We start from the raw sequence: 16,507 nt of genomic DNA on the forward strand, positions 1-16,507 counted from the left end.
TCAGTGGAGTGCGGGGCCCGTCGCCACCGGGTGGGACGGGAGCTGGCGGGCGACCACCGCCGCCACGAGCATCAGCACGACCAGCGCCCCGAGCGCCACCTCCATCGCGGGACGGAACATCTCGACCGGGACCGACGACGCGTGGGCGTCGACGACCGAGAAGAACACCGAGCCCAGCACCGCGACCCCGATGGCACCCGACAGCTGACCTGTCGTGCTGAACAGTCCGGACGCCGAACCCGCCTTGGCCACCGGCACCTCGGCCAGGGTGAACACCCCGATCGGGGAGACCATCAGCCCGAACCCGGCCCCCGACACGATGAACCCGGGGACGAACGCCCAGACCGACGTCGAGGCGTCTGCGCCGTGCACGGCAGCGGCGATGAACACCGCACCCACGGCCCACGTGAGCGCACCGATCTGCAGCACCCGTCGGCCGATCCGCGGAGCGAGCACGGCGACCCCGACGCCGGCGAACACCGTCGTCGTCAGCGCGAACGGCACACCGGCCAGCCCGGCGTGGAGCACCGACCAGCCGAGACCTGCCTGCAGGTAGATCGTCTGGCACAGGAAGTACGAGCTCATCGCCATGAACAGCAACGAGTTCATCGCCGACCCGGCACCGAACCCGCGACCGCGGTAGAGGCTGAGGGCGACCAGCGGCTCACGACCCGTGCGCTCGGCGCGCACCTGTGAGCGGGCGAACAGCGCGAGCACCACCACACCGACGGCCATGGCGGCATACACCCAGGCGGGCCAACCCAGCTCGCGTCCCATGGTGAGCGGGTAGAGGACGGCGAGCAGGCCGACCGCGAGCACCGTCACACCGCGGGCGTCGATGCGCGGGCGTTGCGCTGCAACAGATTCCGGCACCCAGCGAAGGGCGGCAACGATGGCGAGCACGCCGAAGGGGACGTTGACGAGGAAGATGGAGCGCCATCCCAGACCACCGAGGTCGGCCTCGGTCAGCACGGCACCGATGACCGGTCCGAGCACCGCGGACAGACCCGCGAGACCGGTGAACATGCCCATCGCCTTCGCCCGTTCGTGCGGCGCGTACATCACCTGCAGGCTGGACAGCACCTGCGGGATCATCGCTGCCGCGGTGAGTCCCTGCAGGGCACGGAACCCGACGAGCGCCTCGGCGTTCGGGGCGAAGCCGCACGCCGCCGACATCAGCGTGAACCCCACGAGCCCGGCGACGAAGACGCGCTTGCGCCCCCACAGGTCCCCGAGGCGCGACCCGGTGATGAGCCCGACCGCGAAGGCGAGGGGGTAGGCCGCGACCATCCACTGCAGCTGGGCGGCACTCGCTGAGAGTCCGCTCTCGATCGTCGGGAGCGCGACGTTGACGATCGTCGTGTCGAGCAGCTCCATCGTCGAGGCGAGGAACAGGCTGAGCAGCGCGATGGTGCGGGCCCTGCCCACGGGCAGCGGCCCGCGGGCGACGGCCTCCTCGGCGACGGGTGCAGCGGGTACGCCGGTGGTGGCGGGTGGGGCGTCCAGCGTGCTCTCCAGCGGAGCGGCGGCTGTGGCGGTCATGGGTTCTCTCCTCAAGGGTTCGGGTGACGATGGGCGCCGTGACGATCGGTGCTTCGAAAACCACGTTAGGGAGACTTCCGGCCACTTCCTGTCCGCTTGGTCGGGCATGCTGGATCCATGGCCAACACCAGCTCCCGCACCCTGCGCCTGCTCTCGCTGCTCCAGACGCACCGCTTCTGGTCGGGCCCCGAGCTCGCGAACCGACTCGAGGTCTCCGAGCGCACGCTGCGCCGCGACGTCGAGCGCCTGCGCGAGCTCGGGTACCCCGTGGACTCCTCGCGGGGGACCGAGGGCGGCTACCAGCTCGGTGCCGGCGCGACGATGCCGCCGCTCACCGTCGAGGAGGACGAGGCCATCGCCATGGTCGTCGCCCTCAACGGCGCCGCCCAGCTCACGGCCGGACCGCTGGCCGAGGCCTCGGTCAGCGCCCTGTCGAAGGTCGTCCAGGTGCTGCCACCGAAGCTGCGCCGCCGGGCGGAGGCTCTGCGGGCGGTCACCGACGACTCCCCGTTCGCCGAGGCGCCGACCGTCCACGCGGACGTCCTGGCGACGATGGGCCAGGCCACGCGCGACGCCGAGCGCGTCCGGTTCAGCTACCTCGCGCGGGGCGGTGCCAGCGCCGGGGAGCAGGTCCGGCGCCACGTCGAGCCGCACCGCCTCGTGACCGTCGGCCGCCGGTGGTACCTGCTGGCCTACGACCTCGACAGGCAGGACTGGCGCTCGTTCCGGCTCGACCGCCTGAGCGAGCCGATGGGCACGCGCAGCAGGTTCCGACCGCGCGAGGTCCCCGGTGGCGACGCCGCGGCATACGTCCGAAAGGGCCTGTCCCGCACTGAGATCGGCACCTCGCTGCGCGTCCTGGTCCACGCGCCCAAGGACGAGGTCGAGGAGCAGATCTCGCGCTGGGCGACCGTCACCGCGGTCGACACCCGCACCTGCCGGGTCGAGATGGACGGCCGGCAGGCCCGCTGGGCGGCGTTCGGGCTCGGGGTGCTGGAGGCCCCGTTCACCGTCGAGGAGGCTCCGGCCGAGGTCATCGAGCTGCTCGGACGGTGGGGCGAACGGTTCAGCGCCGCCGCAGCCGGCCGCTGACACCGGCCGGTGCCACACTCGGGGCATGACGACGACGTGGCAGCTGACGGTGGACTGTGCGAGTCCGGAGCGACTCGTGGAGTTCTGGTGCGAGGCAGTGGGCTACGTCCCGGAGCCGGCCCCGGACGGGTGGTCGAGCTGGCTGGAGTACTGGCGCTCTGCAGGCATCCCCGACGAGGACCTCGTGGGCGCGGAGCACGGCAGCGGCGCGATCGTCGACCCCGAGGGGGTCCTCCCCCGGATCTGGTTCCAGGAGGTGCCCGAGGGCAAGACGGTGAAGAACCGCCTGCACCTCGACCTGCGCCACACGCCCGGTCGTGACCAGATGCCGTATGCAGCGCGGCGCGCGAGCCTCGAGGCGGAGGTCGAGCGGCTGGTCGCCCTCGGGGCGGCGGTCGCCCACGTCAATGCGCCGGTGGGCGCCGACTACTTCGCCGTGACGTTGCGCGACCCCGAGGGCAACGAGTTCTGCATCGTCTGAGGGCCGACCCGGCCGACAGCACTCAGCGCACGCACGGCGAAGCAGCCGGCGCCACGTCAGCGCCGCGGCGCAGAGCGGCGCTCGCGGATCTTCTTCTTGGCCAGCGGCAGGCCGACGACGGCCAGCAGCTTCCAGACGAACCATCCGAGGATGGTGAACAGGTTGCGCTTGGGGCGGCTCATGGCGGTGTCCTCTCGAGTGGGGGTGGCATGACGACGGCCTGCCCACGTCCGTGACGTCGGCAGGCCGCAGGGAGGTCAGCCCTTGAACGTGTCCTTCACGTCCTCGCCGGTCTTCTTGACCTTGGCCTCGGCCTGGTCGGCGCGACCCTCGGACTCGAGGCGCTCGTTGTTGGTGGCGTCACCGATGGCCTCCTTGGCCTTGCCGGTGAGGTCCTGGGCGGCGTTCTTGGCCTTATCTGCGATTCCCATGAGGGTCCCTCTCTCTTCGACGGTGGTGCTTCGATCGTCCTGCCCCGGGAACGGGCCAGGAGGCTCTGATGGGTGGAACGGCTGTGCTGGGTGGTCCGGCCGTGCTGGCCAGGGCCTTGCCCAGCTCAACGGAGGCGGCGCGCAGCGCGTTCCGGTCGGGCGACCTTCACGCGGTACCGAGCGGGGACCGCCCCGCCGGTGGCGCGGTCGAGCTGCTGCCCGACGTCTGCGATCGCCGAGCGCACGTGACCGAGGTCGGCCCGCGAGTCGACCGTCGCCGTGACCTCGAGGGCCCCCGAGCCCTTGCCCCCGAGGGCAGATCCCTTGGCCGAGCGGACGGACGGCGCCTCGGCCAGCTGGTCCGCGGCGGCTGACGCGAGGGCGTCGAGGTCGATGCGCAGACGGCCCTCGGGGCCGGAGCCGGGCAGGGGGTGGGTGGCGAACTTGCGGGACGGTGCGTGCGCACCGAACCAGCGCAGGGCCACCAGCACGAGCAGGATCGCGGCTGCCCCGAGCGCCCACGGCCACCAGGCCTGGTCGGGCAGGTCCTGCGCCCACGGCGCGTCGACCGTCGACGGGAACTGGGCCACGAGGTCGAGCTGCCACACCACGGCGCAGACTCCGAGGACGACGAGGACGAGTCCGACGAGGAGGGCGACCAGACGGTCGACGGTGACGGCGAGGCGGGTCATGAGACACCTCCGGTGGTCGAGGCCTTGACGGACACGGACGGGGTGGGCGACAGCTCGGCGAGCGCGCGCTCCACCTGGGAGCGGACGTCGGCGGCAACGGGCTTGACGTCCTCGGCGGTCGTGGTGACCGTGACGCGGACCCCGCGACGGGTCGCGGTGGCGCGGGCGTCCAGGACGCCGTCGGCCGTGGTGGCGGCCGTCTGCGCGAGTCGCGCCGTGTCGGACCGGTCGACCCAGATGGCACCGCTGGTGCCGAGCTCGATGTCGGGACGGGGCCGCGGTCGCAGGGCGGTCAGGACGACCCAGAGCCCCACGAGGGTGACGACCACGCCGGCCGGCACCATCCACGACTGCGGCTGCAGTCCGTCCACGGAACGCAGAGCCGAGGACGTCCACGGGTCTCCACTGACGGCTCCGGTGATCACGAGCACGTCGCGCACCAGCACCGCAGCGAGCACGAGCAGCAGGAGCGCCAAGAGGATCGCGACCCGTGCTGCGGGTGGGGCACCCGTGGGACGCAACGGGACACGGGGTGCCACGTGCTGCGGGTCTCCGGGCGCCGACGACGCGGCACCCTGCCATTCCTGGCTCATACGACCCTCCTCGAGGGGGTCCCCGCACTGGCGGGGAGGATCTGGTTGATGGTCACGTCGACGGCATCGACGGTCAGGCCCAGCAGGTTGGCGAGGGCGGACCGCACCGACTCGCGGACCGCCTGCGCGGCAGGGGCCAGCGGCGTCGGCCAGACCACGGCCAGCTCGACGGCGGCCCGCACCCTGTCGCCCGCCCGGTCGGCGTCGACGCGGGGCAGGTCCCGGTGGGTCACGACGTCCAGGCCGCTGGAGTGGCGCACGACCCCGTCGACCGACAGGGCCGCCTGCTCGGCGACGTGCACGACGACAGCGTCCTTGAGCTCCAGGGTGCCCCGCTCCTCGGGGGCACGCTGTGCGCCGTCAGCGGCAACGGCACCCGCGGTGGAGGTCGCTGCTGCCGTCGTGGTCGGGTCAGCCACGGCCGCGACCGCGGAAGAGGCCGCTCAGGTCGAGCTCGCCGTCGCGCTGTCCACCGAGGAGGAAGCCGACGATGCCCAGCACGAGGGCGACGAGGAAGCCGGTGAAGCCGCCGGCTGCGGCAGCGACGCCGAGCAGCAGGCCGGCGAGAAGGCCGATGGTGGAGGTGGTCATGGTGCTCTCCTAGGTGGTGGTGCGGTCGGCGGTGCCGACGCGGCATACGTGGTGTGTGGAGGTGTTCACGGGGTGCTGCACGAGCGCAGGAGCGTCAGTGCACGCGGGTGGAGCGGCGCCGTCGGCGACCGGCGAGGTAGCGGTGACCGCGTCGGCGCCACCCCGCGAGGCGTCCCCGACGGGTCCGGCGCACCTGCACCGTCCCCGCCGGGGCACCGAGTCGCTCGGTCTCCCCCTGCAGCAGACCAAACTCCTCGTCGACGGCACTGAGGGCGTTCAGGAACGCCTCGGTGCTGCCGCCCAGGTCCGGGTGGTGCAGTCGGGCAGCACGCCTGCGTGCGGCCCGCCACTGCTCGCGGTCCCCGGTCCTGGTGCGGTCGGGAGTCATCAGGGGACGACGTCCTCGACCGTGACGTGCACCGGCGTGGTGACCAGTGCGGCCACCGCGGTGCGGACCTCGTCCGCGGTCTCGCGCACGGGCGAGCCGAAGGCGATGGTCAGGTGCACCTCGGTGATGTCGGGCTGGACGCGGATGCCGGCGACGCGGCGACCCGGAAGGTAGGTCGCCGCCTCCCCGAACATCCCTGCGTGCAGGTCCGCCACCCCGGGGACGGCGAGCACCGCAGCAGCGATGGCGTCGACCGGGTCGCGGTCGTCGTCCTGGCCGTCCTCGTGGGTGGTCACTGCACGCGCGGCGAGGAGTCGGTCTCGTCCGCGGACGTCTCGTCGTCCTCGAGGTGCACGTCGTGGACGGTGATGTTGACCTCGGTCACCTCGAGCCCGGTCATCCGCTCGACGGCGGCGATGACGTTGCGGCGGATGGCTCCGGCCAGGTCGGCGATGCCGACGCCGTACTGCGCGACGAGGTCGATGTCGATGGCGGCCTGCTTCTCGCCCACCTCGACTCCGACACCCTGCGACTGGTTGGTGCGGCTGCCGGGGATGCGCTCGCGCAGCGCCCCGACGGCGCGGGCGGTGCCGCCGCCCAGGTCGTGGACCCCCGCGACCTCGCGGGTGGCGATGCCGGCGATCTTGGAGACGACGACGTCGGCGATGACCGTCTTGCCCTGCGAGGTGGTGAGGGCGGACTCGGCGGGCTTCGACACCGCGGAGGAGGTCTGGGTGGTCTGGCTGTCAGCCATGAGGCTTTCCTTTCGGTCGTTCGTGTCTGTCAGAGATGTAGTCGTGGCGACCGGCCGAAACCGCACGCCTACGGTCCTGTGACCCGCATCACACTTGCGCTGATCCCCTTGCGCCCGCACGTCAAGGCCGTTCCACGCCCGGTTCTCCACGATGCCGATCCCCGGGGCGCGTGTGAGGATCGGGACGTGAGCGACGGGGGGCGGGCGACGGTTGCGCCGAGCGACCGCACCGGCGACGCAGCGCTGGCCCGGGCTGCCGCCCTCGGCGACCGCGAGGCCTTCGAGGTCATCGTCCATCGCTACGGCCCCGCGCTCTACCGGTATGCAGCGCGCACGACGGGCGACGCAGGCGACGCGCAGGACGTCGTGCAGGAAGCCTTCGTCGCAGCGTGGAAGGCCCTGGACCGCTTCGATGCCCGGTCCTCGCTCAAGACCTGGCTCTTCTCGATCGTGTCCCACAAGGTCGCCGACCGGAACCGGCGGTCGCGCGCGCTGCCCATCGACGACGCGCTCATGGAGGCCATCCCCACCGGCGGTGGCGACCCCTTCGCCGAGGCCACCCACCAGGAGCTCGTCGACGCCCTGGACCACGCACTGCGCGAATTGCCCTATCGTCAGCGCGCCTGCTGGATCCTCGTCGAGATCGAGGGGATGAGCCAGGCCGAGGTGGCCGAGGCGCAGGGCATGACCCCGGACGCGGTGCGCGGCCACCTGTTCCGGGCCCGTCGCAACCTGAGCGAGAGGATGGCAAGGTGGAAGAGGTGACACCCGAGCCCGACGACCTCTCAGCAGGTTCCGAGATGCTCAGCCGCTCTGCCCGCGCGCTGCGCGAGTCCACCGACCCCGGGTGGGACCAGGCCAGCCAGCGGGTCCTGGCCGCCGTGCGCTCGGCCACGCGTCGCTCCTGGCCCGTCGACGCCACGTTCCCGTCCCCCGACGGCGACGACCGCCTGTCCATCAGCGACCAGGTGGTCATCTCCCTGCTGCGCCGCGCGCTGGAGGCGGTCGCCTCGTGCGCCCCCAGCCGCATCACCCTCCAGCTCGAGGAGCACGAGTGCACCGGCGCCACGGTCTCGGTCGTCGCGGCCTACGGCACCGACCTGAGGGCGGCCGCAGCCGAGGTGCGTGACGTCGTTCTCGACACCCTGGAGGACGTCCTTGGCCCCCCCTCGTTCACCCAGCGCACGGCCATCGTCGACATCAGCGTCGACGACGTCACTCCCGGCGACCCCCGCCTCTGACACCGTCTGCGGCCCCTGACCTGACAGGGTTGGGTCGTGCTCACCACGAACGATGTCGCCAAGTGCGAACGTTGGTTCGACGACAACGGCCTGCCCTACTTCGTCGAGTCCGGCCACGAGGCCATCCAGCGGGCGCTCCGCCCTCGGGCAGTGGCGTTCTGGGCCCTGGTCGTGGCGATCCCGGCGTGCGTCGCCGCAGCCGTCGCGACCGTACTGGACTGGTCGCCGGGTGACATCGCAGCGCTGACGCTGACCGTTCTCGCACTCGGCGCCCTCGCCCGCGGGATTCGCGTGTTCCGGGTCGGGCGGATCGGGCGGTGGGCCCTCGCCCACGCCTGGGAGAACAAGTCCCTCATCGGACCACTGGCCACCCGGGCGCTGCCGTTCCTGCTGCTGTTCATCACGTTCTTGTTCATCAACACCGAGGTCTGGCAGGTGTCCTCGGCGCTGTCGCGACCCCGCCTGTGGGCCAGCGTCGGGATCTTTGCCCTGCTCGCGGTCGCCTTCCTCGCGCCGTCGTTCGCCAGCGAGATCGAGCGCGTCGGCGTCGAGGTCGACGGCGAGCGCCTCGCCGACACCTGCCAGGGCACCCCCGTCGCCTCGGCCGCACGCGAGATCCTCGCCGAGCCCCAGCTCGCGAACGAGGTCGCGGGCATCCGGCTGCCGCCGCTCCAGCGCCGCAACCTCATGCTCATGCTCTTCGTCGCCCAGGCGATCCAGATGCTGTCGCTGGTGCTCATCGTTTTCGCGTTCTTCGTGGTGTTCGGCTCGGTCGCCATCAGCCCCAGCGTCGTCGAGTCCTGGGTCGGCGCGCCTCCGCACTTCACCGGTCCGCTGCGCCTCATCAGCGACGAGCTGTTCTCGGTGGCCGTGTTCCTCTCCGGGTTCGCCGGCCTCTACTTCACCGTGCAGGCGGTCATCGACCAGAACTACCGCCGCGAGTTCTTCTCCCGCATCCAGGACGACCTGCAGCGCGCCATCGGGGTCCGCAAGGTCTACGTGGCGCTGCGCGCCCACCTCGCCGACCACCCTGCCGGACGTCCTGTCGACCACGAGGGCACGGCATGACCGCACCACCCCTTGGCGGCCACCCCCGCGTGAGCACCATCGAGGAGCTCATGGAGCTCCTCGACTCCCTGTATGGCGCCGACGCCGACCGCACCAGCGTGGGCGCCTCCGACTTCTGGGGGCGCCTCCTCCAGCAATCCGACCACGTGCTCAACACCGACCTTCCCGACGCGAACCTCGTCGCCTGGCGCTCGGCCGGTCACCTGCCGTCGGTCGGGGACCTTGGCCGCCGCCCCACCGCCCTCGATGTCGGCTGCGGCCTCGGTCGCAATGCGAACTGGCTTGCATCGCAGGATTTCTCGGTCACTGGGATCGACATCGCCGAGCCGGCGCTGGCCGAGGCGATCCGGCGGGGCGGGGCCCGCGCGGACGGTGAGCGGGCTCGATACCTCTCCCGCGACTTCCTCCGCGACGAGGTGCCCGGCGCTCCCTTCGACCTGGTGTACGACTCCGGGTGCTTCCACCACCTGGCCCCGCACCGACGGATCTCCTACCGCGCCGCCCTCGACGTGGCCTTGGCCCCGGGCGGCTGGTTCGGGATCTGCACCTTCGCCGCAGGACGGATGGGCTCCACTGCTGACGACGCCCAGCTGCTGCGCCAGGGCGCCCTCGACGGAGGGGTGGGCTACTCCCTCGTGGAGCTGGAGCACGTCTTCGCCGACCTCGAGCTCGTCGCGGCAGGGCGGCTGCCGGCAGCGGACGAGGTGGGCGAGCCCGTGTTCACCCAGGACTTCCTGCACGCCGCTCTCTTCTGCCGCCCCTGAGGGGGACCGGCACGTCCCTAGAATCGCGCCATGCCGGACCTTTCCGAGGACGAGATCCCGAGCCCCGAGGCGGTGGCCTTCGTCGGCCTGGGCCGGATGGGCCTGCCCATGTCGCTCAACCTGGCCCGCGCCGGGGCGGAGGTTCGCGCGTGGAACCGCAGCCCGCGCACGGTTGACGACGCGCCAGCCGGTTGGACCCTTGCCCCGTCCATCGCCGAGGCGGTCGGCGGTGCCCGTGTGGTCGTCACGATGCTGCCGGACCTCGGCGATGTCGTGGCGTGCCTCGACTCCCTGCTCGTGGAGGGTCAGATCGTCATCGTGATGGGCACGGTCTCGCCGACCGCCGTCACCGGGTGGGGCGCCGAGCTCGCCGCGCGCGGGGTCGACCTCGTCGACGCACCGGTCAGCGGGGGGACGGTCGGTGCCGACGAGGGCTCCCTGTCGATCATGGTCGGCGGGGAGGAAGGTCCGGTCGGACGGGTGCTGCCCGTCCTGGCCACGATGGGGACGGCCCGGCACCTCGGGCAACTGGGCAGCGGCCAGCTGGCCAAGGCCTGCAACCAGGTCGTCGTCGGCGTGACCCTCACCGCCCTCGCCGAGGCAGTCGCCCTCGGGGAGGCCGGCGGGCTGGACGTCGGCGCCCTGCTCGACGTCCTCGCCGGCGGGCTCGCCGGGAGTCGCGCCCTCGACGTGAAACGTGGCCTGCTCGAGAGCGGGGACTTCACCCCGGGTGGCAGGGCCGCCTATCAGCACAAGGACCTCGGCTTCGCCCTCGCCGCCGCGCGTGCCACCGGGACGACGCTTCCCGTGACCGCCCTGGTCGACCAGCTGTACGGCGCGATGGTCGCCACCGGACGCGGGGACGACGACCACAGCGGCGTCGTCGAGCTGACCAGGCTGCTGTCGTCGCCGCGTCCACGTCCGCCCGAGGCCAACCGGCGCGGTTGAGGACCCGTCAGTCCCGCGTCGACCCGGTCGGCGGCGCCGTGAGCTCCAGCCTTCGGGAGCCCACTGCGGCGGCGAGGTCGGAGTCGTGCGTGACGGCGACCAAGGCGCAGCCGTGCTCCTCCACCTCGGTCATGAGGCAGTCCACGGTCCAGGCCTGGCTGGCCAGGTCCAGTCGCGACGTGGCCTCGTCGGCGACGAGCAGGACGGGCCGCGCCAGCAGGGCCCGGACGAGCGCGATCCGTTGCAGCTCACCGCCGCTCACCTGGCCGGGACGTCGAGCGAGCAGGTCGGACCTGACCGCGACCCCCTCCAGGAGCTCGGCCACGCGACCCGGCGCGGCGCCGTACCGGCGGGCCACGTCGGCCAGCCCCACCCCCAGCGGCACGCGGGCAGGGAACGACGGGGTCGGCTCCTGGTAGAGCTTCTGGAACCCGCCGTCCCGGACCGCAGGGCCGCGTCGCACCCGCCCACGGGTCGGCGGCACGAGCCCGAGCAGGACGTCGGCCGCCGTGGACTTGCCCGCACCGCTGGGTCCGGACACGGCGAGCCGGTCCTCGGGGTGCACGGCCAGGTCGAGGTCGCGCAGCACCGGCCGCCCGCCGTACTCCACCGTGACCCCCTGCGCCTGAACGAGCGGCTCCCCGTCCCTCGACGGCTCGGTGGCGCGCATCCACGGCCGGTCCCAGCGCGAGGGCTCGGCGGCGAGCAGCTCCCGTGAGTAGGGGTGCTCGGGTTCGCTGAGCACGCGCCCACTCGGGCCACGCTCGACGACTGCGGACTCCCGCATCACCCACACCTCCCCGCCCAGCCGGCGCGCCAGCCCGATGTCGTGGGTGATGGTGAGCAGGGCGCCACCGCGTTCGAGGTGCTCCTGGAGGAGGGTGGCGAGGGCGTCCAGCGCCGCCGGGTCCAGCCCCTTCGAGGGCTCGTCGACGATGAGGACCTCCGCGCCGCCGATGGTCGCGGCGGCATACGCGGCCCGCTGGGCCATGCCCCCCGAGAGCATGTGCGGGTATGCCGCCGTGGCACCACCCAGCCCCACCCCACGGAGGCGCCGGTCCGCCTCGAGCAGGGCCTCGCGACTGCGGGGTCGCCAGCCGCGGGCGCCCTCGGCGACCTGCCCGCGGACCCGCATCGTCGGGTCGAGCGCCAAGACCGGTTCCTGCGGGAGCAGCGCCAGCCGCCTCCCCCACAGGGCGCGGCGGCCGCCCCGGTCGGCGAGGTCGTGGGGGCATCCGTCGATGTCGACGCGTCCGGAGGGCGCCAGCTCGCGAGGCAGCGTGCCCATGACGGCGTGGGCGAGCACGGATTTGCCCGAGCCGCTCTCGCCGACGATGGTCAACGCCCGCCCGGGAGCCAGGCGCAGGTCCTCGACGTCGACGAGGACGCTCGTGCCGTGCCGGACCACGGCGTGGTGCACGTGGACCACGGGGGTGGTGCTCATCGGATCTCCTCGGTTTCCCGCAGCCCCAGCAGGCTCACGGTGATGACGAACAGGACGGCGACCGGGGCGAGGCACAGCCAGGGTGCGACGTCGTAGAACGGGAAGGACTCGGTCACCATCAACCCCAGCTCCGCGCGTGGCGGCTGGAGCCCGACCTTGACGAAGCCCAGCGTCGACATCGCCAGGACGGACGTGACCAGGCCGAGCGGCGCGAGCGTCGCCACGAGCGGCCGCAGCTCGGGCAGCAGGTGCCGCCGCAGGACGTGCACCGTCCCGAGGTCGAGCAGCCCGGCTGCCTGGACGGCGGTCGACCCGAGCACGCGCGAGCTGCGGGCGCGTACCACCCGGAAGTACTCGACCCACTGGGCCAGCGCGATCCCGACGTAGAGCGCCACCAGGCTGCCGGCCGGTGCCATCGCCGCGACGAGCAGCACCACGAGCAGCGCCGGCACCGCCACGAAGGCCTCGGACACCGCGCGCAACCCCGCATCCACCCAGCCACCCAGGCGGGCGGCCAGGACACCTGTCACCGTCCCGAGCACCACGGCCGTCGCCACGCACCCGAGCGCGAGCACCAGCGATAGCCGGGTCGCGTGGGCGAGGCGCGCGAGGACGCTGCGTCCGTACTCGTCGCGACCGAGCGGCTCCGCGACGCTCGGAGGCTCGAGGTACCGGCCGAGGTCCTGCGCGGCCGGGTCCGGCAGCAGTGCCGGACCCGCGAGCGCGAGGAGGGCGACCAGTCCGAGTCCGCCCCACGACGCCAGTCGTGCGGTGCGGTGCCGCCTCGCGCGACCCGCGCGCCCGTCGCCGCGATCGGGCCCGGTGACGAGGGTGGGCGTCGGGGTCGTGGAGACCGCGGTGGTCGAGGTGGCCGTCATGACGCCACCCCCGCACCCCGCGGGCGCGGATCGAGCCACACCCCGGCCAGGTCGACCACGGTGTTCACCGTGACGACGAGCAGCGCCAGCACGAGGGCGGTCGCCTGCAGGACGGGGACGTCGCGCCAGAAGGTCGCGTGGACCAGTGCGTGACCGAGTCCCTGCCAGGAGAACAGGCTCTCGACGACGACGACCCCCTCGACGAGCACCACGGCCTGCACCCCGAGGTAGGGCACGAGCACGACCGCTGCGTTGCGCACCACGTGGCGAAGAACGACCCAGCGCTCGGACAGTCCCTTGGTCCGCGCGAAGCGCACCCACTCCGACCGGTGCACCTCCACGACGGTGTCGCGGGTGACTCCGGCGACCAGACCGGACAGACCCGCCCCGAGTGTGGTGACCGGCAGGACCAGGCTGGCCGCGGTGCCGTGGCCGACGGCAGGCAGCAGCCCGAGCTGTGCCGAGACCACCACGACGAGCAGCAGCCCGAGGAGGAACGGCGGCACGGCGCGCACCGAGGCGACCCAGACGGCGACGAGCCGGTCCACGAGCCCGCCGGGGCGACGGGCCGCCGCGACGCCGAGCCCGGTTCCCAGGACGACGGCCACCACCAGGGCGGCGGTCGCGAGCTGAAGGGTGCCCACGAGGTAGAACGCGACCTCCTGCGCCACCGGGCGCGAGGTGACCAGTGAACGCCCGAGGTCGAGCTGGACCAGTGAGCCGAGCCAGTCCCCGAGCTGCACCCAGGCGGGGCGGTCGAGGCCGAGCTCGGTCCGGACGGCCGCAGCCGACTCCGAGTCGACGAGGTCGGACCCGTAACGCCCCGCGGCGATCCGGTAGGCGGCGTCGCCGGGTAGTCGCAGGGTGATGACGAAGCAGAGCACCGACACGAGGAGGGCGACGGAGACCGCCTGCACCCCGCGCCGCGCCAGCACCCCGGCGAGCATCCTGACGGGAACCCCGGTACGTGGCCGCGCAGGCGGCGAGGCGGTGCCCGGCTCGGCGTGGGTCAGCTTTCCGGTCACCGTGCCCACGAGGTCCCCGAGATGCGCCAGGTCGTCTCGAGCGGGTCCATGACGAAGCCGTCGACCCGGTCCGAGACGGCGGCGTTCATGCGGTACCAGGCGACCGGGACGAGGGGCAGCTCCGCCTGGGCCGTCTCCACGATCGTCTCGCGCGCCTGCGCACCGCGCTGCTCCGACGTACCGGTCAGCAGCGCCTTCACGGCCTGGTCCATGTCGTCGTCCTGCCAGTTCATGACCCCCCAGTCGGAGCCGCCGGGGGCGAACACGGCCGCGATGTCGACGAGCGGGTCCGAGACCAGGGCGAAGTGCTTGGCGACGAGGGCCATCTCGAGGCTGCCGTCCTTCTGCCCGGCAGGGATCTCGCTGGAGTTCGTCACGTCGACGCGGACGGCCACTCCGACTTTGGCCAGCTCCGCCTGGATGGCGGTGGCGAGCGCCGGGAGCTCGGGTCGGTCGGGGTAGGTGAGGAGGGTCAGCTCCAACTTCGTGCCGTCCTTGCGGACCACCCCATCGGCGCCCGGCGCCCACCCTGCGGCGGCGAGCTGGGCCCGCGCCTCCTGCACGTCGTGGCGCAGGGGCGCGACCTCGGTGGAGTGCCACGCCTCGAGGGACGGGGGCAGCAGCTGGGTGGCCGCGAGGTCCTGCTCCCGGAGCACGGCCTGCGCCATGGCGGGGCGGTCGAGGGCCAGGCTGAGGGCGCGACGGACCCGCACGTCGGCCAGGGCGGGGTGGTCGGCATTGAGCTTGAGCATGAGCGTGCGCGGCTGGAGGCTGGACTCCATCCGCACGGAGTCGGCGGCGTCCACGCGCGAGCGGCCCGCCGGCTCCAGCCCGAAGACGACGTCCGCCTGACCCGAGACGGCCATCAGGGCGCGGGTCTCGGCGCGACCGACCGCCTGGAACTGCACCGACTCCACGGCGGGCGCCTTGCCCCGCCACTGCTTCGCGCGGGTGGTGCTCACGCGCGAGGGCAGCGCGATCTCGTCGATCGCGTAGGGGCCCGTGCCGATGACGGACCGCACGCGGCCGTCCGTGCCGTAGCTGCCGGGGGCCAGGACCGCCGTGCTGTAGTGGGTGAGGACGGCGGGCAGCGTCAGGGCCGGGGCCGCCAGCCGCACGGTCACGGCCTGCCCGGCGGAGTCGACCCCCTCGACGTCGAGGTCGGCCAGCGGGCTCGCCGGCTCCTGCGCGGCCCGCTCCAGGGACACGGCCACGACCTCACCCGTGACCGGGGTCCCGTCGTGGAAGGTGGCACCCTCCACGAGGTCGAAGGTCCACTGCGTGCGGTCGGACGAGGGCCGCCAGTCCCTGGCCAGGCCCGGGGAGAGCTGGCCCCGGACGTCGCTGGTCACCAGCGTCTCGGTCACCTCCAGACGGGTGAAGAGCTCACCGTCCGCGGCGGGTTCGAGGCTGTGGACCTCGAACGGCCCGGCGACGCGCAGGGTGGTGGGGGCGGCGGTGCGCTGGTCGGTGGCAGCGCAGGCGCCGGTCGTCAGCGCCAGGCTCGCGGCGAGGGCCGCGACGGCAGTTCGGCGGTGCATGGGTCAGGGGCTCCCTCAGGTGTGGTGGAGGGAGCGACACTAACGATAATTATTCTCATTCTCAACAGCGGTCCGGCGGTCACAGGTCCTTGCGGAAGTGGACGTCGTCGGATCCGTCGACGGGCACCCCCTGCCAGCGGAAGATCTCGCGATACCCCGCCCGCTCGTAGAAGCCCGGCGCCTGGAAGGTGAAGGAGGTGACGAACACCCGGGCGCACCCCCTGGCGCGCGCCTCCTCCTCGAACGCGCGCAGCAGCCCGGCCCCGACCCCACTACCGCGGACCTTCGCGTGCACCCACGTCATCGCGATGCCGGCAGCTTCACCCCAGGTCCAGCCCGAGACCCCTGCGACGAGGTCACCCCCGTCGTCGAGCACCTTCACCGTGAGCTCCCGCGCCGCCGGCACCGCGGCGGTCGCAGAGGCATTCACCCCGTCCAGCTCGTCGCTGAGGCGCTGGTCGAGGGCGGCGTCCGCCTCACCGGTCGTCGTCGTCCATCCGTCCATGCCCGGCAGCCTTCCAGACGGCCCCCACCCCAGGCCCACCTCGGACACGGCCGGTCCGGACACGACGAAACCCCGGTCCGAGGGACCGGGGTTTCGTCGTTCTGTCTCAACACAGAGTGCGCCCGAAGGGATTCGAACCCCTAACCTTCTGATCCGTAGTCAGATGCTCTATCCGTTGAGCTACGGGCGCGAATGTCGCCTCAGGGATCGCCCGAGGCAACGGTGGGAAAGACTACCGGCTCACCCCTGCGCAGACGAAATCGGTCCGGCGCCGCGGCGCCGGTGAGCAAGAAAAGACCACCGATCCAGCAGGTTCTTGCAAGCCTTGCAAGAAGCAAACATGCAGGTCAGGGCTACTCCCCGGTTGTGAGGCTTTTCACGAGCGATCTACGGCGGCAGTGGTACCGACCACGATCACGGCGGGTCTACCTTGGCCAGATCAGAGGCGTTCACCATGTGGACTCTGGTCCACGGAGACGCAGTCAACCGCGGTGATCCCGGGGGCCACGCGCCCGGGCGAAAGGGACGG

The 16,507-nt window shown here is 72.6% G+C and carries 22 protein-coding genes and 1 tRNA gene; 7 read left to right on the forward strand and 16 right to left on the reverse strand.

Annotated features, from left to right (window positions below; translation table 11 throughout):
* Nucleotides 1-1,542: an MFS transporter gene (locus tag ABD286_RS09510; RefSeq protein WP_344192536.1), complete on the reverse strand. Its 1,542-nt coding sequence runs from the start codon at nt 1,540-1,542 to the stop codon at nt 1-3.
* Between the two features lie 117 nt (nt 1,543-1,659).
* Here ABD286_RS09510 and ABD286_RS09515 point away from each other — a divergent pair, with 117 nt between their 5' ends.
* Nucleotides 1,660-2,634: a helix-turn-helix transcriptional regulator gene (locus tag ABD286_RS09515; protein WP_344192538.1), complete on the forward strand. Its 975-nt coding sequence runs from the start codon at nt 1,660-1,662 to the stop codon at nt 2,632-2,634.
* A 25-nt stretch (nt 2,635-2,659) separates the two neighbouring features.
* Nucleotides 2,660-3,115, forward strand: a complete 456-nt coding sequence (locus ABD286_RS09520) for a VOC family protein (protein ID WP_344192540.1) — start codon at nt 2,660-2,662, stop codon at nt 3,113-3,115.
* A gap of 56 nt (nt 3,116-3,171) precedes the next feature.
* On the opposite strand, the gene ABD286_RS09525 is transcribed toward ABD286_RS09520, so the two are convergent.
* The 9 genes from ABD286_RS09525 to ABD286_RS09565 all read right to left on the reverse strand — a co-directional run bounded on the left by ABD286_RS09525 (nt 3,172) and on the right by ABD286_RS09565 (nt 6,564).
* Nucleotides 3,172-3,297, reverse strand: coding sequence for a hypothetical protein (locus tag ABD286_RS09525; protein ID WP_344192542.1), 126 nt, complete (start codon nt 3,295-3,297; stop codon nt 3,172-3,174).
* Nucleotides 3,298-3,372: 75 nt separating this feature from the next.
* Nucleotides 3,373-3,546 carry a CsbD family protein gene (locus ABD286_RS09530; protein WP_344192544.1) on the reverse strand — a complete coding sequence of 58 codons (174 nt, stop codon included), beginning with the start codon at nt 3,544-3,546 and terminating at the stop codon, nt 3,373-3,375.
* Between the two features lie 125 nt (nt 3,547-3,671).
* A complete protein-coding gene (locus tag ABD286_RS09535) occupies nt 3,672-4,238 on the reverse strand; it encodes a hypothetical protein (protein ID WP_344192546.1) in 567 nt (188 codons plus the stop codon).
* The gene (locus tag ABD286_RS09540; protein ID WP_344192548.1) at nt 4,235-4,831 is read right to left on the reverse strand and encodes a DUF6286 domain-containing protein; all 597 of its coding nucleotides are present in this window, start codon (nt 4,829-4,831) and stop codon (nt 4,235-4,237) included. Before ABD286_RS09540 ends, ABD286_RS09535 begins: the two co-directional genes overlap by 4 nt.
* Nucleotides 4,828-5,250, reverse strand: a complete 423-nt coding sequence (locus tag ABD286_RS09545) for an Asp23/Gls24 family envelope stress response protein (RefSeq protein ID WP_344192550.1) — start codon at nt 5,248-5,250, stop codon at nt 4,828-4,830. Before ABD286_RS09545 ends, ABD286_RS09540 begins: the two co-directional genes overlap by 4 nt.
* Entirely contained in the window at nt 5,243-5,422 is a 180-nt protein-coding gene (locus tag ABD286_RS09550) for a DUF2273 domain-containing protein (RefSeq protein ID WP_344192552.1), read from the reverse strand. The genes ABD286_RS09545 and ABD286_RS09550 overlap by 8 nt, the downstream gene beginning before the upstream one ends.
* A gap of 94 nt (nt 5,423-5,516) precedes the next feature.
* Nucleotides 5,517-5,810, reverse strand: coding sequence for a hypothetical protein (locus ABD286_RS09555; RefSeq protein ID WP_344192555.1), 294 nt, complete (start codon nt 5,808-5,810; stop codon nt 5,517-5,519).
* The gene (locus ABD286_RS09560; protein WP_344192557.1) at nt 5,810-6,106 is read right to left on the reverse strand and encodes a hypothetical protein; all 297 of its coding nucleotides are present in this window, start codon (nt 6,104-6,106) and stop codon (nt 5,810-5,812) included. The genes ABD286_RS09555 and ABD286_RS09560 overlap by 1 nt, the downstream gene beginning before the upstream one ends.
* Nucleotides 6,103-6,564, reverse strand: coding sequence for an Asp23/Gls24 family envelope stress response protein (locus ABD286_RS09565; RefSeq protein WP_344192559.1), 462 nt, complete (start codon nt 6,562-6,564; stop codon nt 6,103-6,105). Before ABD286_RS09565 ends, ABD286_RS09560 begins: the two co-directional genes overlap by 4 nt.
* A gap of 186 nt (nt 6,565-6,750) precedes the next feature.
* Between ABD286_RS09565 and ABD286_RS09570 the strand changes: the two genes are divergently transcribed.
* Genes ABD286_RS09570 through ABD286_RS09590 form a run of 5 tightly spaced genes read left to right on the forward strand, consistent with a single transcriptional unit; the run spans nt 6,751 to nt 10,585 of the window.
* Nucleotides 6,751-7,329 carry an RNA polymerase sigma factor gene (locus tag ABD286_RS09570; protein ID WP_344192561.1) on the forward strand — a complete coding sequence of 193 codons (579 nt, stop codon included), beginning with the start codon at nt 6,751-6,753 and terminating at the stop codon, nt 7,327-7,329.
* On the forward strand, nt 7,317-7,805 hold the full coding sequence (locus ABD286_RS09575; protein ID WP_344192563.1) for a hypothetical protein: 489 nt from the start codon (nt 7,317-7,319) through the stop codon (nt 7,803-7,805). Before ABD286_RS09570 ends, ABD286_RS09575 begins: the two co-directional genes overlap by 13 nt.
* Before the next feature lie 36 nt (nt 7,806-7,841).
* Nucleotides 7,842-8,873 (forward strand): hypothetical protein, encoded by a 1,032-nt coding sequence (locus tag ABD286_RS09580; protein WP_344192566.1) that lies wholly within the window; start codon nt 7,842-7,844, stop codon nt 8,871-8,873.
* Nucleotides 8,870-9,637, forward strand: coding sequence for a class I SAM-dependent methyltransferase (locus ABD286_RS09585; protein WP_344192568.1), 768 nt, complete (start codon nt 8,870-8,872; stop codon nt 9,635-9,637). The genes ABD286_RS09580 and ABD286_RS09585 overlap by 4 nt, the downstream gene beginning before the upstream one ends.
* Nucleotides 9,638-9,667: 30 nt before the next feature.
* The gene (locus tag ABD286_RS09590) at nt 9,668-10,585 is read left to right on the forward strand and encodes an NAD(P)-dependent oxidoreductase (RefSeq protein WP_344192570.1); all 918 of its coding nucleotides are present in this window, start codon (nt 9,668-9,670) and stop codon (nt 10,583-10,585) included.
* Between the two features lie 7 nt (nt 10,586-10,592).
* On the opposite strand, the gene ABD286_RS09595 is transcribed toward ABD286_RS09590, so the two are convergent.
* From ABD286_RS09595 to ABD286_RS09620, 6 genes are all read right to left on the reverse strand, one after another.
* On the reverse strand, nt 10,593-12,029 hold the full coding sequence (locus ABD286_RS09595; RefSeq protein WP_344192572.1) for an ABC transporter ATP-binding protein: 1,437 nt from the start codon (nt 12,027-12,029) through the stop codon (nt 10,593-10,595).
* Complete coding sequence (locus tag ABD286_RS09600; protein WP_344192575.1) at nt 12,026-12,907, reverse strand: ABC transporter permease; 882 nt, start codon at nt 12,905-12,907, stop codon at nt 12,026-12,028. The genes ABD286_RS09595 and ABD286_RS09600 overlap by 4 nt, the downstream gene beginning before the upstream one ends.
* Nucleotides 12,904-13,932: an ABC transporter permease gene (locus ABD286_RS09605; RefSeq protein WP_344192577.1), complete on the reverse strand. Its 1,029-nt coding sequence runs from the start codon at nt 13,930-13,932 to the stop codon at nt 12,904-12,906. The genes ABD286_RS09600 and ABD286_RS09605 overlap by 4 nt, the downstream gene beginning before the upstream one ends.
* On the reverse strand, nt 13,929-15,473 hold the full coding sequence (locus ABD286_RS09610) for an ABC transporter substrate-binding protein (protein WP_344192579.1): 1,545 nt from the start codon (nt 15,471-15,473) through the stop codon (nt 13,929-13,931). Before ABD286_RS09610 ends, ABD286_RS09605 begins: the two co-directional genes overlap by 4 nt.
* A gap of 79 nt (nt 15,474-15,552) precedes the next feature.
* Nucleotides 15,553-15,978 (reverse strand): GNAT family N-acetyltransferase, encoded by a 426-nt coding sequence (locus ABD286_RS09615; RefSeq protein ID WP_344192581.1) that lies wholly within the window; start codon nt 15,976-15,978, stop codon nt 15,553-15,555.
* 117 nt (nt 15,979-16,095) lie between these two features.
* Nucleotides 16,096-16,168, reverse strand: a tRNA-Arg gene (locus ABD286_RS09620).
* Between the last annotated feature and the right edge of the window lie 339 nt (nt 16,169-16,507).

The organism is Pedococcus aerophilus (assembly GCF_039532215.1).
Classification (GTDB): Bacteria; Actinomycetota; Actinomycetes; order Actinomycetales; family Dermatophilaceae; genus Pedococcus; species Pedococcus aerophilus.